Source organism: Variovorax sp. 10N420, from assembly GCF_056394705.1.
This window is the reverse complement of record NZ_JBFTIJ010000012.1, coordinates 74,469-87,955: the sequence shown is the minus strand read 5'-3', so window position 1 is coordinate 87,955 and position 13,487 is coordinate 74,469. Positions and strand designations below refer to the sequence as shown.

15 protein-coding genes are annotated in these 13,487 nt (G+C 64.0%); 11 read left to right on the top strand and 4 right to left on the bottom strand.

The genetic code is table 11. From position 1 onward, the window contains the following. Positions 1–5: 5 nt before the first annotated feature. Positions 6–260 (bottom strand): DUF1272 domain-containing protein, encoded by a 255-nt coding sequence (locus AC1DEK_RS24910; protein ID WP_478127985.1) that lies wholly within the window; start codon positions 258–260, stop codon positions 6–8. Positions 261–262: 2 nt separating this feature from the next. Further along, positions 263–553 carry a DUF1330 domain-containing protein gene (locus AC1DEK_RS24905; RefSeq protein WP_478127984.1) on the bottom strand — a complete coding sequence of 97 codons (291 nt, stop codon included), beginning with the start codon at positions 551–553 and terminating at the stop codon, positions 263–265. 266 nt (positions 554–819) lie between these two features. Between AC1DEK_RS24905 and AC1DEK_RS24900 the strand changes: the two genes are divergently transcribed. Both AC1DEK_RS24900 and AC1DEK_RS24895 read left to right on the top strand, forming a co-directional pair. Continuing rightward, positions 820–1,239, top strand: a complete 420-nt coding sequence (locus AC1DEK_RS24900) for a tripartite tricarboxylate transporter TctB family protein (protein WP_478127983.1) — start codon at positions 820–822, stop codon at positions 1,237–1,239. Positions 1,240–1,241: 2 nt separating this feature from the next. Further along, a complete protein-coding gene (locus AC1DEK_RS24895; protein ID WP_478128031.1) occupies positions 1,242–2,774 on the top strand; it encodes a tripartite tricarboxylate transporter permease in 1,533 nt (510 codons plus the stop codon). Between the two features lie 15 nt (positions 2,775–2,789). On the opposite strand, the gene AC1DEK_RS24890 is transcribed toward AC1DEK_RS24895, so the two are convergent. Then, positions 2,790–3,881, bottom strand: a complete 1,092-nt coding sequence (locus AC1DEK_RS24890; RefSeq protein ID WP_478127982.1) for a mandelate racemase/muconate lactonizing enzyme family protein — start codon at positions 3,879–3,881, stop codon at positions 2,790–2,792. A gap of 228 nt (positions 3,882–4,109) precedes the next feature. Here AC1DEK_RS24890 and AC1DEK_RS24885 point away from each other — a divergent pair, with 228 nt between their 5' ends. After that, positions 4,110–4,487 carry a hypothetical protein gene (locus AC1DEK_RS24885; RefSeq protein WP_478127981.1) on the top strand — a complete coding sequence of 126 codons (378 nt, stop codon included), beginning with the start codon at positions 4,110–4,112 and terminating at the stop codon, positions 4,485–4,487. Here the strand turns inward: AC1DEK_RS24885 and AC1DEK_RS24880 are convergent. Further along, positions 4,484–5,512, bottom strand: coding sequence for a LacI family DNA-binding transcriptional regulator (locus AC1DEK_RS24880; protein WP_478127980.1), 1,029 nt, complete (start codon positions 5,510–5,512; stop codon positions 4,484–4,486). The two genes, AC1DEK_RS24885 and AC1DEK_RS24880, sit on opposite strands and share 4 nt — an antisense overlap. A gap of 163 nt (positions 5,513–5,675) precedes the next feature. On the opposite strand from AC1DEK_RS24880, the gene AC1DEK_RS24875 reads away from it, so the two are divergent. The 8 genes from AC1DEK_RS24875 to AC1DEK_RS24840 are packed head-to-tail and all read left to right on the top strand — an operon-like array spanning position 5,676 to position 13,486. Continuing rightward, positions 5,676–6,956, top strand: a complete 1,281-nt coding sequence (locus AC1DEK_RS24875; RefSeq protein ID WP_478127979.1) for an ABC transporter substrate-binding protein — start codon at positions 5,676–5,678, stop codon at positions 6,954–6,956. Beyond that, positions 6,956–7,687, top strand: coding sequence for an SDR family NAD(P)-dependent oxidoreductase (locus AC1DEK_RS24870; protein WP_478127978.1), 732 nt, complete (start codon positions 6,956–6,958; stop codon positions 7,685–7,687). Before AC1DEK_RS24875 ends, AC1DEK_RS24870 begins: the two co-directional genes overlap by 1 nt. A 9-nt stretch (positions 7,688–7,696) precedes the next feature. Further along, positions 7,697–8,566, top strand: coding sequence for a carbohydrate ABC transporter permease (locus AC1DEK_RS24865; protein WP_478127977.1), 870 nt, complete (start codon positions 7,697–7,699; stop codon positions 8,564–8,566). A 13-nt stretch (positions 8,567–8,579) separates the two neighbouring features. Then, positions 8,580–9,392, top strand: coding sequence for a carbohydrate ABC transporter permease (locus AC1DEK_RS24860; RefSeq protein ID WP_478127976.1), 813 nt, complete (start codon positions 8,580–8,582; stop codon positions 9,390–9,392). Positions 9,393–9,402: 10 nt separating this feature from the next. After that, a complete protein-coding gene (locus AC1DEK_RS24855; protein WP_478127975.1) occupies positions 9,403–10,389 on the top strand; it encodes an alcohol dehydrogenase catalytic domain-containing protein in 987 nt (328 codons plus the stop codon). A gap of 4 nt (positions 10,390–10,393) precedes the next feature. Next, entirely contained in the window at positions 10,394–11,458 is a 1,065-nt protein-coding gene (locus AC1DEK_RS24850; RefSeq protein WP_478127974.1) for an ABC transporter ATP-binding protein, read from the top strand. Positions 11,459–11,506: 48 nt separating this feature from the next. Beyond that, positions 11,507–12,430, top strand: a complete 924-nt coding sequence (locus AC1DEK_RS24845; RefSeq protein WP_478127973.1) for a PfkB family carbohydrate kinase — start codon at positions 11,507–11,509, stop codon at positions 12,428–12,430. Between the two features lie 6 nt (positions 12,431–12,436). Beyond that, entirely contained in the window at positions 12,437–13,486 is a 1,050-nt protein-coding gene (locus tag AC1DEK_RS24840) for a tagatose 1,6-diphosphate aldolase (RefSeq protein WP_478127972.1), read from the top strand. The last annotated feature ends 1 nt before the right edge of the window (position 13,487 follow it).

Here is a 13,487-nt window from a genome sequence, read left to right as displayed (position 1 = left end):
AACGCTCACGTCGACTCGGTGACTGCGCAACCCTCGGGCTTGAACACTCGCGTGGTCGAAGCCGGAGAGTTCACGAGCTTGGCCGCTGGGCGCATCGGGCGCCGCAGCAATTCACCGCCGCAATTCGGACAACGTCCGCCAAGGCGCTGTTCGGCACAGTCGCTGCAGAACGTGCACTCGAACGAGCAGATCCGCGCGGCGGTCGAATCGGGTGGCAGATCCCGGTCGCAGCACTCGCATCCGGGGCGCATCTGCAGCATGGCTAGACCCCTTCGATGATCCGCAGATCCCGATCGGCCCCATCGCCGAGCGCAGCCAGTGCGGCTTGGTAGTCGGCGCTGTCATGCGTCGCCCTGGCCTGCTCGACGCTGTCGAACTCGATGAGGACCGTGCGCTCCTTCAGCCCGCGCTCGTAGACCTGCGCCGGAACACCGCGCGCTAGAAAGCGCCCGCCGCCGGCTGTGATGGCGGGGCCCGCCAGCTTTGCATAGGCCGCCAGTTTGTCGGCGTCCTTGACTGCGCGGTACGCGCTGACCCAATAGGCTTTCGGCATGCGAATTCTCCTTCTGTGCTTTGGTGATTGTGTGCTTTGGTGATTGCAATGGACCGAGCTTCGGACTGTCCGGCCGGTTCTCGCGAATCTGATCATAAGGAGTCGCTGAGCCTCGCGCCCGGTACGTAATTTCCCTCACGCCGTGGTCAGACTCCGCTCAGTTGGCCGACAAGACCATAGGGCGCCCGACATTCTTTCGGGAATGTGGAGAGTCATTGCACGAGTGCGGGACTGTCCGCCCATCGACTCGCACTCATCACGACCCTATGAATCTAAATCTTGTCCGAGGGTTATTCCTCATGGCGATCTCACTCGCCTTTGGACTCCAGGCACTGCGCTACCCGATTGGAGACTTCAGTCGCGCGGGGCCGGGACTCTTTCCCGCGGTAGTGAGCGCGATGCTGTTGGTGATTGGCGTGATCACCGTGGTTCGAGCGTTCTATGTCGAGCGAGTGCGCCTCAACCTGAACTTCAAGAACATCGCCATCATCATCGCGAGTCTGTGCGGACTCGCACTGATCTCCACCTACGTGAACATGATCGTCGGAATCATCTTCATGGTCTTCTGCTCCACCCTGGCCGGCTCTTCCTACTCCTGGGTGCGCAACGTCAAGATTTCCGCCGGCCTGGTCGCAATGGCGCTGGTCCTTCAAAAACTTCTCGGCCTGAACCTGCCGCTTTACTGATGATGGACGTCCTCAACAACCTGGCGTTCGGCTTCTCGCACGCCCTGACCCTGCAGAACCTCATGTTCTGCGCGATTGGCTGCACGGTCGGCACGCTCGTGGGCCTGCTGCCCGGCCTGGGGCCGCTGGCCACCATCAGCCTGCTGCTGCCGCTGACCTATTCGATCCCCACTACGGGTGCGCTCATCATGCTGGCGGGCATCTACTACGGTGCGCAATACGGCGACAGCGTGAGCGCGATCACGATGAAGATCCCCCACGCGAGCAGCATCGTCGCGTGCATCGACGGCTACCAGATGACGCTCAAGGGCAAGACCGGACTGGCGCTTTTCACTGCGGGGGTATCGAGCTTCATCGGCGGCTCGGTGGCGATCCTGGTGCTGGCCTTCCTCGCGCCGATGCTCGGTGAAGTGGCCTTCCTCTTCGGACCGGCCGACTACTGCGCCATGATGATGGTGGGCTTTGTCTGCGTGAGCTTCGTCACGACTGGCAGCCTGCTCAACGGCCTGGCGATGTGCATGATCGGCGTGCTGCTCGGCACGATCGGCACCGACGTGAACAGCGGCCTCGCGCGCTTCACGCTGGACCTGCCCTTCCTGATCGACGGCGTGGGCATCGTGAGCATCGCGCTGGGCTGCTTCGGCATTGCTGAAATCACGAAGAACCTCGACTCGAAGGAAGAACGCTCGCCCTTCAACGGCAAGATCAACCTGATCCCGACCTGGGCCGAGTTCAAGCGGATCATCCCCAGCGCCCTGCGCGGCAGCGTCGTGGGCTCGTTCCTCGGCATCCTGCCCGGCGGCGGCCCCACGATCGCGCAGTTCGCGGCGTACGCCATCGACAAGAAGGTCAGCAAGTACAAGCACGAGATCGGCACCGGCTGCATCGAAGGTGTCGCCGGCCAGGCCGCGGCCGACGAGGCGGCAGCGCGCACGAGCTTCATTCCGCTGATGAGCATCGGCATTCCCGAGAACGCCGTGATGGCGCTGATGCTGGCCGCCTTCATCATCAAGGGCATCCAGCCGGGGCCCAACATGATCGCGAGTCACCCGGAGCTCTTCTGGGGCCTGGTGGCGAGCATGTGGATCGGCAATGTCTTCCTGCTGGTGCTGAACGTGCCGCTGGTGCGCTATTGGCTGTCGGTGTTCAAGATTCCCTACAGCGTGCTGTTCCCGTCGATCCTGTTCTTCTGCTGCATCGGCACCTACAGCGTGAACAACAGCCTGGAGGACATCTACATCACGGCGGCATTCGGGCTCATGGGCTACATGTTCATGCGACTGCAGCTGGATGCCGCACCGCTGATGCTGGGCTTCATCCTCGGGCCGATGCTCGAAGAGAACTTCCGCCGCGCACTGCTGCTGAGCCGCGGGAGCTTTACCACCTTCTTCACGCGCCCGATCAGCGGCACCTTGATGGCGCTCATCGCGTTCTTCATCGCCTGGCAGGTGGTCTCGTTCATCTTTCAGATTCGCAAGAAGAACTCGCTACGGCGGATGGTCGCTGCGCCTCCTGTGAAAACGGCCGAGGTCTAAGCCACGGCGCGAGCGCTAACGAACGCGAAACGGCTCCAGCTTCTCCCAATCGAACGCGACGCCAATGCCAGGTTCTGGCGGCGCGACCGCGAGGTGGTTCTTCAGCACCAGGGGCCGGGCGGTGTACTCGTCGATCGGGAAGCTGTGAATCTCCAGCCAGCCTGCGTTCGGCTGCGCGGCAAGCAAGCTGACGTGCAGCTCCTGCATGCCGTGGGAGCACACGGGAATGCCATGCCGGCGTGAGCGTTCGGCCACCTTCAACCAGCCGGTGATGCCGCCGCAGTTGGAAGCATCGGGCTGAATGAAAGAGAGAGCCGCCTGCTCGAAAGCATGGTCGAACTCGTGAATGGTGTGCAGGTTTTCGCCCATCGCCAACGGCACGCCTGTCGCGGCGGCAATCCTCGCGTAGCCTTGGTAGTCGTCCGGAATCGTCGGTTCCTCGAACCAGAGGATGTTGAAAGGCGCGAGGCGCCGGGCAGCGACGATGGCCTCGTCCACGCTCATCGAATAGTTGGCGTCGACCATCAGCGCGAGGTCGTCGCCAATCAGTTGCCGGACCGCACGGACACGCTCGACGTCCTCTTCAAGATCTTCCCGTCCGATCTTGATCTTCACGGCATTGGCGCCGCGCGCGAGATAGCCCCTCACATTCGCCAGGAGTTTGTCCAAGGGGAACAGCAGGTCGATTCCGCCGCAGTAGGCCTTGCAAGTGTTGCCGGTGCCGCCTGCCAGTTGCCAGAGCGGCATTTGCCGAGTCTTTCCGCGGATATCCCAGAGCGCGATGTCGATGGCCGAGATTGCGAACGAAGCAATGCCGCCTCTTCCCACGTAATGAACGTGCCACTCGCTGAAGTCATGAATGGATTCGACGTCCTCGCCATCCATGCCGATCAGCGCTGGAGCCAGGTCGTGGTCGATCATCGCCTTGATCGCATGGCCGCCCTTTCCACCGGTATAGGTGTAGCCCGTGCCTTCCCTGCCGTCGGCGAGCCTCACGGTCGCGGTGATCAATTCGAAATGGGTATGCGCCCCATGCTTCGCGTCGGTCAGGACTTCGTCAAGCGGAACCTGGAACAGATGACTTGTGATTCTTTCGATGTTGCGCATTGCAATGCTCCGGTGACGGGCGAACAAAGCCAGGATAGTAGGCCCAGGATAGTGGACGTACTGCACCCCGCAGGCATGAGCGCAAATGCATCCGAGCCACCCAAACGGACCCAACCGCCGGTTGGCGCGCCGATTGCGACTTTGTCCCTTTCATCCTCCATGCTGGTCGGAGCACAATCGGCCGCCCCGACTCATTTCTCCAAGCGCACCCATGCACCTGTCTTCCCCATGACTGCCATCCTTCGGACCTGGACCTTCTGGATCCTTACCCCGCTGCACGAGGAGTGCCAAGCCCATCTTGAACGTACGAAGCTTCCGGAGTTGCAGTCCTTCGAGGGATGCCAGCGATCGTCGGCGTTGTTCCGAGACCTCGGCGATGGCAGCACCGAAGTCACGGTCGTTTCCTCATGGGTCTCGATGGCCGCCATTCGCGCCGCCTTCGGGGACGAGATCACGCGACCGAGCATCGATCCCGAGGATCGAAAGAAGCTGATCGACCGAGAGCAGATCGTGCGGCACTACCCAGCTACGGACCGCCACGCGATCAGCCTGGCGCCGGCAGAAATGGGCCCAAGCCAGATCAAAGCCCGGACAGCGCCGGACTAGCGGATCAGGCGCGGCTTGCCGGTGGATTCGCGCACCACGAGCGACACATCGACTTCATGATGCAACGCCACCTGCTTCCCAGACAACGACTTCACCAGATAGTCCCCCGCCCGCGTCCACACCTCGTCCGTCGGTACATGCATGGTCGTCAGGCTGGGCCGAAGGTGGCGGCTCCATTCGAGATCATCAAAGCCCATGACCGACAGATCGTCGGGCACATGGAGCCCGCGCCGCTCCGCCTCGAGCAGCACTCCGTACGCGATCACGTCGTTGCCGCAGACAACGGCGGTGGGCCAGTCACTTTTTGCGGCAGATAGCAGCGAGCGTGCGCCCTGGCGCGCATCGTCCAGGTGATAGGGCACCTCGATGTACCACTCGGGCCGAAGCGTGAGCCCGCTTTCCTGGAGCGCGCGATGTACGCCCGCAACGCGCGCCGTCGCACGGTCGTTGTTCGACGAAATCGCCGCGACCATGCCGACCCGGGTGTGCCCCAGCTCGATGAGATACCTGCAAGCCCGATAGGCTGCGGCCTCGTTGTTGCCGCCTACGGACGCGTACGGCTTGTCCGGGTGGTACACGCCCACGTTCACGAACGGAATGCGTTGCGAGGCGAGCAGCCTGCGCAGCGCATCGGTGTGCGTGTCCCCGCGCAGGATCAGGCCGTCGATGCCGCGGCTCACCATGTTCTGCGCTTGGCGCGCTTCGGTCTCCGGCTCGTAGCCGCTGGTTGAAAGCAGCAGCAGATAGCCCTGCAGCGACAAATAGATCTGCAGCGCCTCGATGCCCCGCGCGAACATCGCGTTGTCCACCGTGGGGATGATGGCGCCGATGGTGCGCGTGCGGCGCGACGACAGCGCACGCGCCGCCGCGTCGGGGATGTAGCCCAAAACCTCAACAGCCGCATCTATGCGCATTCGCAGGTCCGGGCTCACTGATTCGGGGTTGTTGAGCGCGCGAGAAATCGAAGCCGTCGAGACGCCCGCGTGCTTGGCAACTTCTCGAATACCGACTGTTTTTGGCTTCATCGTGAAACAGTTTACAGCAAGCGGTACGAGCGCCACCGGGTCAAACTTCAAGGGAAATCCCCTATGAATTGCCGTCATTGAGTCGGTTCGCTGCGTTGACAGCCTCTGTCCTTGCCAAGATAATTTTGTAAACGGTTACATGACGATCACAGGAGACAAAGACATGAGACGAGCCATCGCTTTCGCTGTCGCGGCCACGTGCGCCTTCGGCGTTCATGCACAGGACTTCAATTGGAAGAAGCACCAGGGCACGACCATCACCTTCCTCGCCAACAACAACCCGGTGGCCAATGCCCTGCTGAAGCACAAGGCCGACTTCGAGGCGCAGACCGGCATGACGCTGAAGGTCGACTCCTATCAAGAGCAGCAGATGCGCCAACGGCTGGTCACGGTCATGAACTCGCGCAGCGACGAGGTCGACGTGTTCATGTCACTGCCCTCGCGCGAGGGGATGCAGTTCGCCAAGGCCGGGTGGTATGCCGATCTGAACGAGTTCGTCAAAACCGCCAGCGCCAAAGATTACGATTTCGCCGACTTGAGCGCGGGCATGCTCAAGGACGCGACCTACGACAAGCAGCTCACCGGCATCCCGATGAACGTCGAGGGCCCTGTCCTGTACTACCGCAAGGACCTGTTCCAGAAGTGCGGCGTGTCGCTGCCCAAGAGCCTGCCCGAGCTCGAAGGCGTGGCCGCCAAGCTCAAGAGCTGCGAACCCGGCGTGACGCCCTTTGTCTCGCGCGGCCTCAAGCCCGCCCTGCCCTTCACCTATAGCGTGTTCCTGCACAACATGGGCGGCACCTACATGAAGGACAACAAGTCGCAGCTATGCAGCAAGGAAGGCCAGGCATCGCTGGCGCTCTATTCCAAGCTGCTCAAGGACTACGGGCCGCCCGGCGTCGTCAACTACAGCTTCTATCAAATTTCCTCGCTCTACAAGGAGGGCAAGGCGGCGATGGCTTTCGAGTCGTCGAACGAGCTGCGCAATGTGATGGACGGTGGCGCCCGCCTGAAAGACACGGCCGTGGCCGTGCTCCCCGCCGGCCCCGGCGGCTCGCACCCGACAGTCATCGGCTGGACGATGTCGGTGTCGGCCCACAGCAAGAACAAGGAAGCCGCCTGGTACTTCGTGCAGTGGGCCACCAGCCCGGCCGTGCAGGCCAAGCTGGCGGTCGACGGCGTCGCGCCGCCGCGCGCGGCCGTGGCCAAGTCGCCGGGCTACAAGGCGTGGATGGACGAGCAACCCGTGCGCACCGAATGGGTCGCGGCGGTGAATGAACTGAGCCGCACCGGCACCTCCGAAGTTGGCTATCCGATCGTGCAGAACCCGGCCTCGCGCGACTTCATCGGTCAAGCCGCAACCGAACTGCTGCTTGGCCAGAAGACGCCCGCGCAAGCGTGCGCCGACGCCGACAAACAGCTCGACGCGCTGATCGCCAAAGACTGATGGCTGTCTTCGACTTCTCCGCGGACCACCGCGTGCTGGTAGTCGGTGGTGCCGGGGACATCGGCGCCGCCATCTCGCGCGCCTTCATGGACATGGGCTGCAGCGTCATCGCCACGGGCGTCGACGACGAGGCACTCGAAGCCACCTCGCTGCAACAGAGCGGCAGGCTCACGTTGCGCACGCTCGACGTCACCGACAACGACGCCGTCGCCGCGTTCGTCGGCGGACTCGATCGCCTCGACACGCTGGTCAACTGCGCCGGCATCCTCGCGCGCTTCAAGGAGTTCGAGATCGAGACCTTCCAGCGCGTGCTGGACGTGAACCTCACAGGCACCTTCCGCCTGTGCAACGCGAGCCTGCCGCTGCTCGAAAAGAGCAAGGGCAGCATCGTCAACGTGGCGTCGATGAACGCCTTCGTGGCACTCCCGTTCATTCCCGCCTACTGCGCGAGCAAGGGCGGCGTGGTGATGCTCACCAAGTCGCTGTCGCTCGCCTGGGCCGAGCGCGGCGTGCGCGTGAACGCCATCGCGCCGGGCTATGTAGAGACCGCCATCAACGCGGCCGGCCGCCAGGACAAGGCGCACTACGAACGCATCAGGTCGCGCATCCCCCTGGGCCAATGGGCGCAGCCTGACGACATCGCGGGCAGTGCGGTGTTCCTCGCTTCGCGCGCCGCGCACTACGTCACCGGCACGGTGCTGGCCGTCGACGGCGGCTTTCTCGCGGGTTGAAGACGCAGCATGAGCCAATCGATCGGCACGCGCGGCCAACTCGCGTTTCTCTCCTTTCCGGCCGTGATCTTCACGACCGCGATGATCGCGTTCCCCTTCGCCTACACAGTGTGGTTCAGCCTGCATTCGTATAGCTTCGGAGCCAAGCCCAAGCTCAACTGGGGCCTGAACTTCGTCGAGATGGCGGGCGACGGCGAGTTCTGGAACGGGCTGAAGATCACGCTCGTCCTCTACTTGCTGTCGCTGGTTCTGCAACTCGTGCTGGGCACGTGGATCGCGCTGCTGCTGCACGGCTCCAGGAAACTGTCCGGCATTGTGCGCACCCTGATGATCTCGCCCTTCGTGCTACCCCCCGTGGTGGTCGGCATGATGTGGCTGGTAGTGCTCGACCCGTCCATCGGCGCGGCCAACTACCTGCTGCAGGCCGTGGGGCTGCCGCGTTCCGATTGGCTGGCCTCTCCGGTGTGGGTCATTCCGACCGTGGCCATGATCGACACCTGGCAGTGGACGCCTTACGTGGCGCTCATCGTGCTCGGCGGCCTGCAATCGCTGCCGCCCAACGTGTATGAGGCCGCTCAGATCGACGGCGCCTCGCGCTGGAATACCTTCTGGCGCATCACGCTGCCGCTGCTTGCGCCCACGCTGGTCACGGCGGCCATTCTGCGCAGCGTCGACCTGCTGCGCTTTTTCGACATCATCTACATCACTACGCAGGGCGGCCCCGGCAACGCGTCGAACACGCTGAACATCTATGGCTTCCGCAAGGGCTTCGAGCTGTTCGACATTGGCTATTCGAGTGCGCTGATGATCACGCTGTCGGCCATCGTGCTCGGCGCGGTCATGGTGCTCACCCAGGCGCGCAAGCGCGTGGCATGGTGAAGGAGGCAAGTCCATGAACGGCAAGCTGGTGCAGCGCCTGGGCCTCGTGCAGATCGCCTTCGTGGCGGTCCTGATCTTGCTGCCGATCGCGTGGATGGTGCTCTCGTCCTTCAAGCCCTCGGCCGAAGTGACGGCCTATCCGCCGACGGTGCTGTTCACACCAACGCTGGAGAACTACCGCACGCTGTTCGGCACCACGCCGTTTCTTCACTACACGTGGAACAGCACGGTCATCACCGCTGGCTCGACGCTGATCGGGCTGCTGCTGGGCGTTCCGGCGGCGTTCGCCGTGTCATGGACGCGCATCACGTGGCCCGCCACGGTCACACTGCTGGCGCGCATGGCACCGGGCACCCTCTTTCTGCTGCCCTGGTACGTGATGTTCCGCGAGGCCGGGATGATCGGCAGCTATTGGGCGCTGATCCTCACTCACGCGGCCATCACCATGCCCATCGTGATCTGGGTGCTGCTGCCCTTCTTCGACAACATTCCGCGCAGTGTGCTGGAGAGCGCGCAAGTCGACGGTTGCAGCGTGCCACGCATTCTGTGGCGCATCGCGCTGCCGCTCGTGATGCCAGGCGTGGTCGTGTCGTCGATCCTGTCGTTCGTGTTCTCGTGGAACTACTTCCTGTTCGCGCTCGTGCTGTCAAACGGTGACACCAAGACACTCATCGCGGCGTCCTTCAATTTCATTGGCGAAGGCGCGTCGAACTGGGGCGCGCTGATGGCGGCTGCTTCCCTCATCGCGCTTCCGCCGCTGATTCTCGCTTTCATCGTCCAGCGCAGGCTCGTGTCGGGCCTGTCCATGGGCGCGGTCAAAGGCTAGGAGACCTCTCATGCAAGCTGCAATTTTTCATGGCGACAGGAACATCACCATCGGCGAGGCGCCCATGCCGGTGCCTGCCGCCGGCGAGGTGCTGCTGCGCGTGCGCCGCACTGCGCTGTGCGGCTCGGACACCAAGCTATGGTTCAACGGCGCGACCATCACGCCGGGGCACGAGATCTTCGGAGTGGTGCAGCAGCCGGGCCATGCGCTCGACGGCAAGCGCTGCCTGGTCTACATCCCGGTGCACTGCGGCCATTGCGAATCGTGTCGTGCGGGCGACACGCAGATGTGCCTCAACGAATCGGTGCTTGTAGGGTGGAACCGCCCCGGCGGCTACGCCGAATACCTGAGCGTGCCCGAGCAGTGCCTGCTGCGCGTGCCCGACGACATCGAGGACGAACTCGCCCCCCTGCTGCTCGACACCATCGGCACGGCCGCGCACGGCATCCGGTTCGTGAAGCCGCTGGTGCCGCCGGAGACGACGGGGCCGGTGCTGGTGACGGGAGCGGGTCCGGTGGGTATCGGAGCGCTCATCGCGTTGCAGAACATGGGCTACACCGAGGTGTATGTGTCGGACCTGAAGGAAGAGCGGCTGCAGCTGGCCGAATCATTCGGGGCCAGGCGCCATCCGGTGGGCGACAGCAGCAAGCGCTTCAAGCTCATCGTGGAATGCAGCGGCGCGCATGCGGCCCGCAGCCTGGGTATGGAGATCGTGCTGCCGCGCGGCGTGCTCATTCTCATCGGAGAGAGCGACAAGCCCTGGCCGGTGCAGGAGAACAAGGCCATCCGCCGCAAGGACTTCTACATGGTGCGCACCTTCTATTTCCCCAAGAGCGATTTCGCTCTCAACGTCGAGTTGCTGCGCGGCGAGAAGAAACGCTATCGCAAGCTGGTCGACGCACAGTTCGGCATCGACCAACTGCCCGAGATGTTCGGCCGGTTCGTGGCGGGCGAGCTCGTCAAGCCGCTGCTGGCTTTTGACCGCGCAGGAAAGTAAACGCATGGCGTCCATCCGTCTGAAAGGCCTGGTCAAGCGCTTCGGCGAAGTGACCGTGGTCCCTTCGCTCGACCTGGAGATCCGCGACGAAGAATTCGTAGTCTTCGTCGGCCCCTCGGGCTGCGGCAAGTCGACCTTGCTGCGCATCATCGCGGGGCTGGAGCCCATCGACGAGGGCGACCTCTACATTGGCGACACGCGCGTGAACGACGTGGCTCCAGCACGGCGAGACATCGCGATGGTGTTCCAGGACTACGCGCTCTATCCGCACATGACGGTGCGCGACAACATGGGCTTCGGCTTGGAGATGCGCAACACGCCCAAGGACGAAATCACGCGCCGTGTCGACCGCGCTGCAGCGATGCTGCGCATCGAGCCCTACCTCGACCGCAAGCCCAGGGCCCTGTCGGGCGGCCAGCGCCAGCGGGTGGCCATGGGGCGCGCGATGGTGCGCAACCCGAAGGTCTTCCTGTTCGACGAACCGTTGTCCAACCTCGATGCCAAACTGCGCGCCGAGGTGCGCACCGAGATCAAGGCGCTGTCGCAGCAGCTGAAGACCACCATGATCTTCGTCACGCACGATCAGGTCGAGGCGATGACCATGGCCGACCGCATCGTGGTGCTGAAAGCCGGCGTCGTCCAGCAGTTCGGCACGCCCGAAGAGGTCTACAAGTCACCGGCCAACCAGTTCGTTGCAGGCTTCATTGGTTCGCCGGCGATGAACTTCTTCAACCTGCAAGCCGAGGGCACGCACGTGCGCATGGACGACGGCACGGTGTTCTCGATGCCGCCGCGTTGTGCCGGCGTTGCCGGGCCCGCGGTGCTGGGTGTACGGCCGGAGCACATTCAAGTCTTGCCTGCGGACGCGCCAGGGCTGCGCGTTCAGGTCAGCGTGGTCGAGCCGTTGGGTTCGGACACGTTGGTCTATTTCGATCGCGCCGGTACGCGGCATGTGGCCCGCGTCGCACCCGAGTTGCAGGTGCGGCCCAAGGAAACGATCACGCTGGCGTTCGATATGGAAAAGTGCCATCTGTTCGATGCGCAACACGGCGCTGTGCTGCATGGTTGAGGTGATTCAAATGCAGCGGAGCTCATGCCTGTCCGTTGGGAATCTGAAATGAACCCGCAACGCCCCTCCCCCCGCGTGATCTGCCTGGGCCTTTCAGCGCTGGACATCACGTGGCAAGTACAAGCCCTGCCCGAAGGCGGCGGCAAGACACGCGCCGATGATGTGAGAGAAGGCGGCGGCGGCATGGCCGCCAACGCAGCAGCCGCCGCCGCGAAGTTGGGCGCGCAAGTCCAGTTCTGGGGCCGCGCAGGAGAAGACAGCGCCGGCCACGAGATGAAGTCGCAACTTGCAACGCTCGGCGTCGACGTCTCGCACTTCAAGCTGTTCGCAGGCGCACGCTCCTCCCTGTCGGGCATCGTGGTCGACAAGCGCGGCGAACGCATGATCGTGAACTTCCGCGGCGCGGATCTGCCCATCGACCCGGCATGGCTGCCACTCGAAGCGCTGGGCCGAACCGACGCTGTTCTTGCCGACCCGCGCTGGCCCGAAGGCGCACTGGCATTGTTCAGCGCCGCACGCGAACGCGCCCTGCCGACCGTGCTCGACGGTGACGTGGCCGATGCCGCCATCTTCGACCTGTTGCTGCCCCACACCGACTTCGCCGTGTTCTCTGAACCTGGCCTCGCGGGCTACGCCGTCAATGCAGGCAGTGTCGACGAACAACTGGCGTTCGCCCTCTCGCGCGGTTGCAAGCTCGCAGCCGTGACGCTCGGCGAACGCGGCGTCCGCTGGGCCGATGCCGCGGGCCAACACGCCCTGGCGGCCTTCGAAGTGAATGCCATCGACACCACCGGTGCCGGCGACGTCTTCCACGGCGCCTTGGCCTTCGCCCTCGGTGCGCAGTGGCCCGTGCGCCGCGCGTTCCAGTTTTCCGCCGCAGTGGCGGCGATCAAGTGCACACGGCCCGGCGGACGCGCCGGCGTGCCCGACTTCGCCACTGCGATGTCCCTCGTCGAATCCATCCAGGAGTAACTCACCATGACCACGCCCGCCCTCCACCTCGGCAAGAAATGGGGCATGCGCCGCATGGCCACGCCCGAAGGCCACTTCACCATGGTCGCGCTCGACCAGCGCCCGCCTATCGCGCAACTCATCGGCGCCAAGCGGGGCGTTGCGCCGGCGGACGTCAAGTTCAGCGACATGGTGAATGTCAAACGCGCGTTGGTCGACGCACTCGGTGCGCACGCCAGCGCCATGCTGTTCGACCCCAACTACGCCTTTCCGGCCGCGCTGCAGAAACTGCCCGCACACACCGGGCTGGTCGTGACACTCGAAGACCACCGTTTCCGGGACACTCCCGGCGGCCGGCTCTCGCACTCGATCAACGACTGGAGCGTCGAGAAGATCAAGCGCGCCGGCGGCGACGGCGTGAAGGTGCTCGCGTGGTACCGGCCGGACGCAGAGCCCGACGTCATCGCGCACCAGAAAGACTATGTGCGAAAGATCGGCGACGAGTGCCGCCAGTGGGACATTCCGCTGGTGCTGGAGCTGCTGGTGTACCCCTTCCCCAAGAGCGAGCGCCACACGGTCGACTACATCGAGTCGCCCGAAAAGATGCCCGAGCTGGTCATCGAAAGCGTGCGCGAATTCGCCAAACCCGAATACGGCGTCGACCTGTTCAAGCTTGAAAGCCCGCTCCCCGGGGCCACGCTGCCGGCGCGCGACGGCGGCGCGGCGCACCTCGCCGCGCAGGCCTGGTTCGACCAGATTGGCGCGATCTGCAAGGGCGCGAACATTCCGTGGGTGATGCTGTCCGCGGGCGTGACCTCGCCGCAGTTCGTGCGTGTGATGGAGTACGCCTATGCGGCCGGCGCGCACGGCTTTCTGGCGGGCCGTGCCGTTTGGTGGGCCGCGCTGCAGAACTTCCCCGATCTGGAGCGTTGCGCCGAGCAACTGCGCAAGGAAGGCAGCGCCACGCTCGCCGAACTCGAAGCGCTCACGCTGCGCGCGGGCAACGCCTGGCAGGCCGACTACAGCGCCTTCGATAGCATGAAGACCGAAGGCGAGTTCTGCGCCGCCTACGCCTGAG

Excerpts from the sequence above, each read along its gene's own strand:
- AC1DEK_RS24910 (WP_478127985.1), bottom strand. The coding sequence starts at position 260 with ATGCTGCAGATGCGCCCCGGATGCGAGTGCTGCGACCGGGATCTGCCA.
- AC1DEK_RS24905 (WP_478127984.1), bottom strand. The coding sequence starts at position 553 with ATGCCGAAAGCCTATTGGGTCAGCGCGTACCGCGCAGTCAAGGACGCC.
- AC1DEK_RS24900 (WP_478127983.1), top strand. The coding sequence starts at position 820 with ATGAATCTAAATCTTGTCCGAGGGTTATTCCTCATGGCGATCTCACTC.
- AC1DEK_RS24895 (WP_478128031.1), top strand. The coding sequence starts at position 1,242 with ATGGACGTCCTCAACAACCTGGCGTTCGGCTTCTCGCACGCCCTGACC.
- AC1DEK_RS24890 (WP_478127982.1), bottom strand. The coding sequence starts at position 3,881 with ATGCGCAACATCGAAAGAATCACAAGTCATCTGTTCCAGGTTCCGCTT.
- AC1DEK_RS24885 (WP_478127981.1), top strand. The coding sequence starts at position 4,110 with ATGACTGCCATCCTTCGGACCTGGACCTTCTGGATCCTTACCCCGCTG.
- AC1DEK_RS24880 (WP_478127980.1), bottom strand. The coding sequence starts at position 5,512 with ATGAAGCCAAAAACAGTCGGTATTCGAGAAGTTGCCAAGCACGCGGGC.
- AC1DEK_RS24875 (WP_478127979.1), top strand. The coding sequence starts at position 5,676 with ATGAGACGAGCCATCGCTTTCGCTGTCGCGGCCACGTGCGCCTTCGGC.
- AC1DEK_RS24870 (WP_478127978.1), top strand. The coding sequence starts at position 6,956 with ATGGCTGTCTTCGACTTCTCCGCGGACCACCGCGTGCTGGTAGTCGGT.
- AC1DEK_RS24865 (WP_478127977.1), top strand. The coding sequence starts at position 7,697 with ATGAGCCAATCGATCGGCACGCGCGGCCAACTCGCGTTTCTCTCCTTT.
- AC1DEK_RS24860 (WP_478127976.1), top strand. The coding sequence starts at position 8,580 with ATGAACGGCAAGCTGGTGCAGCGCCTGGGCCTCGTGCAGATCGCCTTC.
- AC1DEK_RS24855 (WP_478127975.1), top strand. The coding sequence starts at position 9,403 with ATGCAAGCTGCAATTTTTCATGGCGACAGGAACATCACCATCGGCGAG.
- AC1DEK_RS24850 (WP_478127974.1), top strand. The coding sequence starts at position 10,394 with ATGGCGTCCATCCGTCTGAAAGGCCTGGTCAAGCGCTTCGGCGAAGTG.
- AC1DEK_RS24845 (WP_478127973.1), top strand. The coding sequence starts at position 11,507 with ATGAACCCGCAACGCCCCTCCCCCCGCGTGATCTGCCTGGGCCTTTCA.
- AC1DEK_RS24840 (WP_478127972.1), top strand. The coding sequence starts at position 12,437 with ATGACCACGCCCGCCCTCCACCTCGGCAAGAAATGGGGCATGCGCCGC.